This is a genomic window from Natronocella acetinitrilica (assembly GCF_024170285.1).
Lineage (GTDB): Bacteria > Pseudomonadota > Gammaproteobacteria > Nitrococcales > Aquisalimonadaceae > Natronocella > Natronocella acetinitrilica.
Map to the genome: position 1 here is coordinate 1 of NZ_JALJXV010000023.1, position 7,209 is coordinate 7,209.

A 7,209-nucleotide genomic window follows, 5' to 3' on the forward strand; every position below is an offset into this window, starting at 1 on the left:
TGCCCGCTCGCGAACCTCAGGTGAGAACTTGTTGGTCTTCTTCATGGCTCCATCTTCTCAAGAGTTGGAGCCTCCACCAAACCCGGGGCGGTTCACCTGCTTGGGCTTGCGCGCATTATCGGACTGCTTAATGGCCTCGCGGACCATCGCATCGAACTCTGGCAGTTTGCGGGCGATCTCATCTGCGCTTGGCACCGACAACTTCTTGGCATTCTTCATGTGACACTCCTGTTAGATGATAATGGTCAGTGTCACCGTACCTACCTCCCCCCACCTGACGAATGCTTTTATGAAAATGCCTGCTCGGCATTCGTTAGCTCGCCTGGGTTCGCTAAGTTCACCGTGGAAGTAGCGCAAACGTGCGAAATAGGCACGTTAGCAAACGTATACGACGACCTCGCCGATGCACCTCCGGGGGGTCGCCGGGAGCAGACTGGAGGACAGGCAATGCCAATGCAACGCAAGAAAACACCGAAGGCACGTTCAACCGTAGTTTCCCTGCGATTCAGCGATGATGAACTCGCGCAAATCGAACGGCCAATCCGCGGACTAAACGGCACGTTACTCATGAAGCGCAGCGACTACTTGCGCGCGCTCATTCTCGGGCAGCAAGTGAGGCCGGAGGCCGAAGCCTTGGACGCCTACGCCCTGCTCCTGCTTACCCAACATGAACAGCAAACCCGAAAGATACTCGACTTGATCATGAAGACGAGTGCCAGCGACGAAGACGTCCGCAAGCTGCTGCGCACCATTGTCCACATGCTCTCGAGTTCAAGGGCGCAGATTGCGGGCTGCTCGTCCACACCAACAGGGGACCCGTCATGTGCATCATCCGGGTAACCGCAGGTGCGCACGGGCTTGCGCAGTACTTGCGCACCGGACAGAAGATCCGTCGCATGCAGACCCGCAACACCATGGATCAACGTGTGCCGTTACTCGGAGACCTGGCGGTGTTCGAATCAGCGGTCAAGTACTCGCAACGTGTTAAGCGATGGAGGGATCACTACTGGCACCTGACCATCGGCTTCGCTCAGCAAGATAGCCTGCTGAGTGATGAAACACTGCGCCAGTTACCACAGGACGTGCTCTCGTATTATTTCGGCCTGTACTCCGACAGCGATGGACTGGTCTCTTACGCCGAAGCTCATCTGCCCCGAGTCCAGACGACCTATGAGGACGAGACGGGCAAATCCATCCAACGCCTACCGCATATTCATATCGGCGTTGCGAAATATAATGTTGTGACTGGTAATGCAGTCCGCTGTCTGCCCTATCACCAACGCTCCAGCGCTGCATTCCAGAGCTGGTTGGCGCTTAAGCACGGACTGACAGACCCGGCACTCCACCGGCGGCATCGCGTTACTGCGCCCGAAAGGGCAGGCATGAAAGGCGCAAATGCGCCTGACCAGAATCAGCAAAATCTGATCGCGATAATCCAACGAGAGCTTGCGGAACTCCTTTCAGCGTGCACAACGCAACAGGATGCACGCGATAAACTGGCCACGTGCCCACTTGGCTCGGAGATAGAGGCAATTAACGCAGAGAAGGGTAACTACCGGTGGTTGCGCGTTAAATCGAGCGACAGCATGATCAAGACTTGGATCAATCTCCGTGGTCCAGGATTCGATCACCTGTATGCGTCGCCATCGCCAAAGAGCGTCGATTGGCCGAACGCCGCAAAGGTAACTGCGGAGGCCCTCCAGGTCGTATGGCAAAACCATATTCGGTGGTTTGAGGGACAGCAGTACGAAGCCGTAGCACCGCAGGTAATTAACCACGAGGCGGTCGCGCTTCTTCTACAAGAAAAGGCCTCTGCCCAAAGCAGCAACACGTCACCCGGTAGGACAGCGGAGCAGGGAGACAGACCCGCCTCTTCCAGCGGTACCCAACCAACAACTCTCACCTCCGGAAGCCGACAGCCAGAGGCCGTTGTCGAGCAGTTTCTCGTCGAATTGATGGAGATGGACTGTTACGGAACGTGCAAGGAAAGCATCCAGACGCTCGACAGCACTGTCGATGCGCGGCACATCCTGCACTACGCGAGCCGACACTTCGCCCTGGAGGGCCGGCATTACAAAGTAACCAGCGGTAATCGCATCGCTGACAGGAGAATTCCCGGTGAGTCGCTTACATGCTCTGAGTTTCTGCAGCGCGTCTGCCACCGCCGCGCGATTGAAGTGGTGGTGTTACTCACTTCCGCAGGAGACGCGGGTCCATTCGAGAACGAAGAGCCCCCCACAGAATACGATGCTGACACACTCGCTGAGGACGCTGACCATCATGACGACTGGCACGATGATCCGCTCGACCTCCACTACGAGAGCGAACTGGATATGGATGAGTGCATTGGCGACGATTGGGATGCAGATGGCAGCCGCATGGAAGCATGACCTCAACCACCGGTACGCCAGATGCTTCAGTATGCCCTTAGAAAAATCCTGACGATTCCGGTGCGGTCAGGCATCATCAAGCTATCCGCCCATAAGGGAGAAGGGCCTGCAAATGGATTTTCACCGCATCAACCATAAAGGAGAATCGCACGGACCGAGACATCGGCACGGCTTCCACGGTGCAACTCTGCCTGTGTCGCTGGCAGTCCTCCTGGCGATTCCGTTCCCGTCGATAGCCACCAGCAACGAGTGGAACACCAGCCTACACACTGACCCGATGACCGACCGCGTTATAGTCACTGTTTCCCATCCCTCGGGTTTAAACGTGGAATGCCATGAGCGCGGTTTCCCTACCGTCGAATACGGTCCCTTACGCGCCGAGCGCGGACAGCGCATACCTGTCCGTACCCGAGTCGATAACGCCCCGTCACGCATGCTTGCCTGGCTTGCCGACCAATATGGTGTCGCGCTCAGTGGGCGGGAGGCCGCGTCTTTCCTGGTGGAAGCGGGAGATGGCGACACGCTCCTCATTCGCAATGAGATGGGCCTCTCGGACTTCCGCGCGGGGGAGATCGTCTCGATCAATCTTTCTGGCTTGCGTAACGCGCTTGATGATTGTCCCGGCGGCTTCGACCGGCTTTTCAACATTGCATCGGGTGAAGAGCGGACCGCCAGGGAACCGAGTATTCGCTGGGAAAGCTCTCCCAATCAAACACATGCTGGGCCGGGAAGAGATCGCACACGGTTTGTGTCGGTTTGGGCCGATCGGGTAAGAAACGCTTGGGAGCGTCCGTCCGGGACGGCTCGAGGCGCCACGGCAGACGTCGCGGTGGCACTTCGCTCTACCGGTCACGTTGATCACATCGAGATCGTTCGGAGTAGCGGAGATCGAAACTTCGATCAGTCAGTCATCGCCGCAATTCAGGCTGCCTCGCCGCTTCCGGTACCTGACAGTGCAGAAGCGTTCCAGAGAGCGAACCTCGACAAGGTGACGTTCCGCTTTAATCCGGATGGAAGCTAAAACCATGGTGTTGATGAAGCTCGATGCGGCAAAACCAATCATTAAGAGCAGCGCACTGATGCGCAAATTCAGCGTGGCAGCCAGTGCATTCCTGACTGCCGAGCTACGCCAAGATTCGTATATCAAACAGGACGCCGTGAAGCCTGTCGTCACCACGGACGGCGCTCAGGGGCCGTATGCCTAGTACGAGTCGCCCGACTCCGCTCAAGAGCCGCCAGACGGCAACTTACCGCGGCGTTCTAGATATTCATGGATCGCGTCCCGAATAACGTCTGAGCGCGTTGGGATACCGCCGCTTGCAGAGTGTGCTTCAACTCGACACGTGTCGATGAGCTTGAGCAGATGCTCATCGAGTCGAACGTTCACCTGCCGCTGTTTCTGCTCCGTCACGACGGATGTTCTCCTCGCATCATCAATGTGGACCTCAGTCTAATTGTCTCCTGCATTTTTGTATAGCACATATACTCCTTGACAAATATGGTTTGCCTGTTCACAGTAATCCTGTCGCTTTGCTATACAGCGTTACAGCGCGACACCTTATTGCTGACACAGGAGAATCGCCATGATGCTGGTATCTGACTTCCCTACCAGACCTGACCTCGACTTCGACGGGACTTTCGTACTCAATTACAGTCGTCAGCTGGCGAAGCTGCGGGACGGGCGCGTCCTGGGCATCGGCGTCGAGGACACCTCCGGTTCCACCGAAGTACTTGTTCGTGTTCCTCACTCGGCGGCAGTGCAACGCGGCCCACGCCGAAAGCAGCTTCGCCATCTGCGGCTCCGCACAATTGCAACGCGCCGCAACGGAGCTTCAAGTGGAGTCGTTAACGCAGTGATTGTCGGTTGCTCCAAGCCATGCCCGGGAAAGCTCATCGCATCGACCATGGCCGCTTCGGTTCAATCGACTGCGCTGCATCGCCTGGATCGAATCCTGGACGACGCCCTAACTCTCCCAGCGGTGCGTACTTTCGTCAGAGACGTTTTCTCTGACTCAGCGCTGCGGGATGCTTTCATCACGGCAAGCGCAAGCCGGGATTACCATCACGCGTATCCAGGCGGACTTTTGGTTCACTCTGTAGACATTGTTGAGAGACTGGCAGCAGTAACTCACGACGAACCAGATGCACTGCAGCGTCAGTGCGCCTTGGTCGTCGGTCTCCTACACGATGTCGGCAAGCTGGCACCTACCCTGGTCGGGCGACACGGCATCTGGGCGAGTGAGCACGCGCTGCTGAATACTCATCTCGTCGACACGGCCCTCTCTCGACTTAAGTTTCGAGACAAGGAAGCGTGGGGCACGATGCTGCATCTCTTTCACGTCGTGGCTGGCATCGTGGCACCAGGCCGCATGCCGGTCGGGCTTCTGCTGCAAAGCCTCGATCGTTACAGCGCAGCGAGAGACGGGAAGCGATTGGCGTTTGCGCGGTCCCGGCAGGCCGATCGCATCGCATCGATTCAACCAAGCACAGGAGGAGCAAACCGCGTGTTCATTCGCTCCAGGGAGTGCAGGGGCACCAGCGTCGCAACTCAGTCTGTCTAACGCGGACTTTCTCGCCAGCATCGCAGTTCATGGGCATGAGAGCCACGATCCAGGCTCTCATGCCTTCTGGTTCACGAGGGCGTCGACATTTGCGGGCCAAATCATCGCAGCGCGCACGCGTCGAAGGAGCCCGTTGCTCCAGCGGTTGCCCTCTCCGCGTCTAGGGTTACTCAATTTTCCCCAGTCAGGCTTGACGACATCCGGGGTTGGTTAGCGCATCCGGTTGGTCCGCTCCCGTTTTAGCGTGCCGGAAAAGCCCTCGCCGGCTCCGTTGTAACCGCAATGACCAACCGCACTCACCGAGCAGACGGTTCAGGGCTGCAGAACCGCAGTCACCTCCTTGCGTAGCATTTCCATGTCGGAGCCAGGTCGGCTTGAGCACATGGCAGGCGAGATACAGTTGATCGCCGACGCCGATCGCTAGAGATGGTGCGAGAGACGCAAGAAGAGCATGCGAGGAGCATCTCGAGGCCGCAAGAGATTCAAGTAATCGACGCGACCATAGGGCTCAGGCGGGCCGCCGATCTTCCGCTTCTTTTGATATCAATGACTCTGCGGGTATACCCAGGCCGCTGTGCAGTTTGCGCACCATCGATAGAGTGAGGCCGCGTTTTCGGTTGAGAACCTCGTAAACTCGGTTTCGGCGTCCGATCATGGGCTCCAGATCCTTTACAGCAAGGCCACGCTGCTCCATGACAAATTTGATCGCCTCTATCGGATCAGGGAGGTCCATGGGGAAGTTCTTGCGCTCATACGCTTCCACAAGCGTAACCAGGACGTCCAGCCGATCGCCATCCAGAGTATCAGGCTCTGCCGCCATCAACGTTTCGATGTCGCGCAAGGCGGTCTGATAATCTGCATCGCTACGAATTGGCTTGATGTCCATTGCCACCTCTAGACCGTTTGAGCGTCGATCTCGTCGTACTGCTTGTGTGTGCCGATGAATCGGATATACACCACGCGGTAGTGATAGTTGATCCAGACCACCAGTCGATACTTGTTTCCCGCAAGATTAAACACGACCCGCCCGTCCTTGAGGACGCTGGCATTACGGAAGTCGGATTTGACGTCCGCCGGGCTACTCCAGTCTGCCTTGCTCACATGCCGGTACCAGGCCTTCGCCTGTTCCTCAACATCGCGATACTGGGTACTTTCCTCCCAAAAACGCTTGATCGTCGAGAGCGCTATCACTCGCATCGCTCTAGATTAGTCCCAAAATGGGACTAGCGCAAAGAACCATGATTCAACTGCCCCGCCCGCAGCTGACACCAGCGAGCCCAACCCCGATGACACGAACACCGCTAGACAGGGTTACGCTGTAGTCTACGTGGTGGTGGCCGTGCACGATCAGCCCTGCACCCATGGCCTCGGCCAGCCGGTCGATCTCTTCGAAGCCATGCCGGTGCGTGCTCGGAGCCTCATGGGTGACCAGCACATCGGCGCGCATGTCCATGAGTGCCGCGTAGTCTTCGGGCCAGATCGCACCACGTCGGCCAAGCGGCAATCCGTCTCTCCAACGATTCCCCTTGCCGCAGGTCGCGAGGTACTCGTCCCGACTGCCGTAGCGCGGTGACGCCCCGTGCTGGCGGGGATGCCAGACCTTTCCCTGAAACGTGCCACCAAGACCGGCGACCCGGCAGCCGCCGATGTCCACAACGCGTCCATGCAGATTGCGGTTGGCAAGAGCGCTGCCGAACAGATTGTCGAAATGCTCCACCCGCTCGAAATCATGATTGCCGGGGATCCACCAAACGTCGGTATGACGGATTGCATCAACCAGCATGTCGTCCAGCGGCCGCTTGAGGTCATAGTCACCAAGCAGCACCAGGGCCCGGGGCGTGCTTTCCCGCGCCGCACGATTGATGGGCGCGAAATCACCATGGGGATCGCCGCAGTAGAGAATGTCAGGCGTCATCGTCATACCTCCACCGTGGCGCCAGGATCGAACGCGTCGACTGGCTCAACGCCCGTGTAGCCACGGCAGTTCGTCACGACGCGCGTGTTGCTGATTGTGAAATCCAGGCACGCGTGGATATGGCCGAAAATCCAGAGCGCAGGCTGCGTTTCCTCGATCAGCTCCGACAAATCAGAACCGTATGCGTAGCGCAGCGGATCCTGTCCGCTGTCCGCAGCACCAGGTACGAACGGCGCATGGTGGTGTCGCCTTCCCCGAAAATTGGTCCATTGAAAACTTGAGGTCTCCGGGCAGACTAAGCCCAAGGAGGCCCAGATGCGCAAGAGCAGATTCTCAGAGAGCC

At 57.9% G+C, this 7,209-nt stretch carries 10 protein-coding genes and 1 pseudogene; 5 read left to right on the forward strand and 6 right to left on the reverse strand.

Going from position 1 to position 7,209, the window contains the following annotated elements; translation table 11 throughout:
• Positions 1–57: 57 nt before the first annotated feature.
• A complete protein-coding gene (locus tag J2T57_RS21980) occupies positions 58–219 on the reverse strand; it encodes a hypothetical protein (RefSeq protein WP_253485936.1) in 162 nt (53 codons plus the stop codon).
• A gap of 228 nt (positions 220–447) precedes the next feature.
• Between J2T57_RS21980 and J2T57_RS21985 the strand changes: the two genes are divergently transcribed.
• The 4 genes from J2T57_RS21985 (at position 448) to J2T57_RS22000 (ending at position 3,595) form a co-directional block, all read left to right on the forward strand.
• The gene (locus J2T57_RS21985; RefSeq protein ID WP_253485938.1) at positions 448–840 is read left to right on the forward strand and encodes a hypothetical protein; all 393 of its coding nucleotides are present in this window, start codon (positions 448–450) and stop codon (positions 838–840) included.
• The gene (locus J2T57_RS21990; RefSeq protein WP_253485940.1) at positions 822–2,390 is read left to right on the forward strand and encodes a hypothetical protein; all 1,569 of its coding nucleotides are present in this window, start codon (positions 822–824) and stop codon (positions 2,388–2,390) included. Before J2T57_RS21985 ends, J2T57_RS21990 begins: the two co-directional genes overlap by 19 nt.
• Before the next feature lie 433 nt (positions 2,391–2,823).
• Positions 2,824–3,411: an energy transducer TonB gene (locus J2T57_RS21995; protein WP_253485943.1), complete on the forward strand. Its 588-nt coding sequence runs from the start codon at positions 2,824–2,826 to the stop codon at positions 3,409–3,411.
• A complete protein-coding gene (locus tag J2T57_RS22000) occupies positions 3,401–3,595 on the forward strand; it encodes a hypothetical protein (RefSeq protein WP_253485946.1) in 195 nt (64 codons plus the stop codon). The genes J2T57_RS21995 and J2T57_RS22000 overlap by 11 nt, the downstream gene beginning before the upstream one ends.
• A gap of 20 nt (positions 3,596–3,615) precedes the next feature.
• On the opposite strand, the gene J2T57_RS22005 is transcribed toward J2T57_RS22000, so the two are convergent.
• Entirely contained in the window at positions 3,616–3,801 is a 186-nt protein-coding gene (locus J2T57_RS22005; RefSeq protein WP_366519149.1) for a ribbon-helix-helix domain-containing protein, read from the reverse strand.
• 172 nt (positions 3,802–3,973) lie between these two features.
• Between J2T57_RS22005 and J2T57_RS22010 the strand changes: the two genes are divergently transcribed.
• On the forward strand, positions 3,974–4,951 hold the full coding sequence (locus tag J2T57_RS22010) for a hypothetical protein (RefSeq protein ID WP_253485948.1): 978 nt from the start codon (positions 3,974–3,976) through the stop codon (positions 4,949–4,951).
• 508 nt (positions 4,952–5,459) lie between these two features.
• Here the strand turns inward: J2T57_RS22010 and J2T57_RS22015 are convergent.
• From J2T57_RS22015 to J2T57_RS22030, 4 genes and pseudogenes are all read right to left on the reverse strand, one after another.
• Entirely contained in the window at positions 5,460–5,837 is a 378-nt protein-coding gene (locus tag J2T57_RS22015) for a helix-turn-helix domain-containing protein (protein WP_253485950.1), read from the reverse strand.
• Positions 5,838–5,845: 8 nt separating this feature from the next.
• Positions 5,846–6,148 (reverse strand): type II toxin-antitoxin system HigB family toxin, encoded by a 303-nt coding sequence (locus tag J2T57_RS22020; RefSeq protein WP_253485952.1) that lies wholly within the window; start codon positions 6,146–6,148, stop codon positions 5,846–5,848.
• A 46-nt stretch (positions 6,149–6,194) separates the two neighbouring features.
• A complete protein-coding gene (locus J2T57_RS22025) occupies positions 6,195–6,866 on the reverse strand; it encodes a metallophosphoesterase family protein (protein WP_253485954.1) in 672 nt (223 codons plus the stop codon).
• Positions 6,867–6,868: 2 nt separating this feature from the next.
• Positions 6,869–7,209 (reverse strand): annotated as a pseudogene (locus tag J2T57_RS22030) (hypothetical protein); the annotation flags it as partial.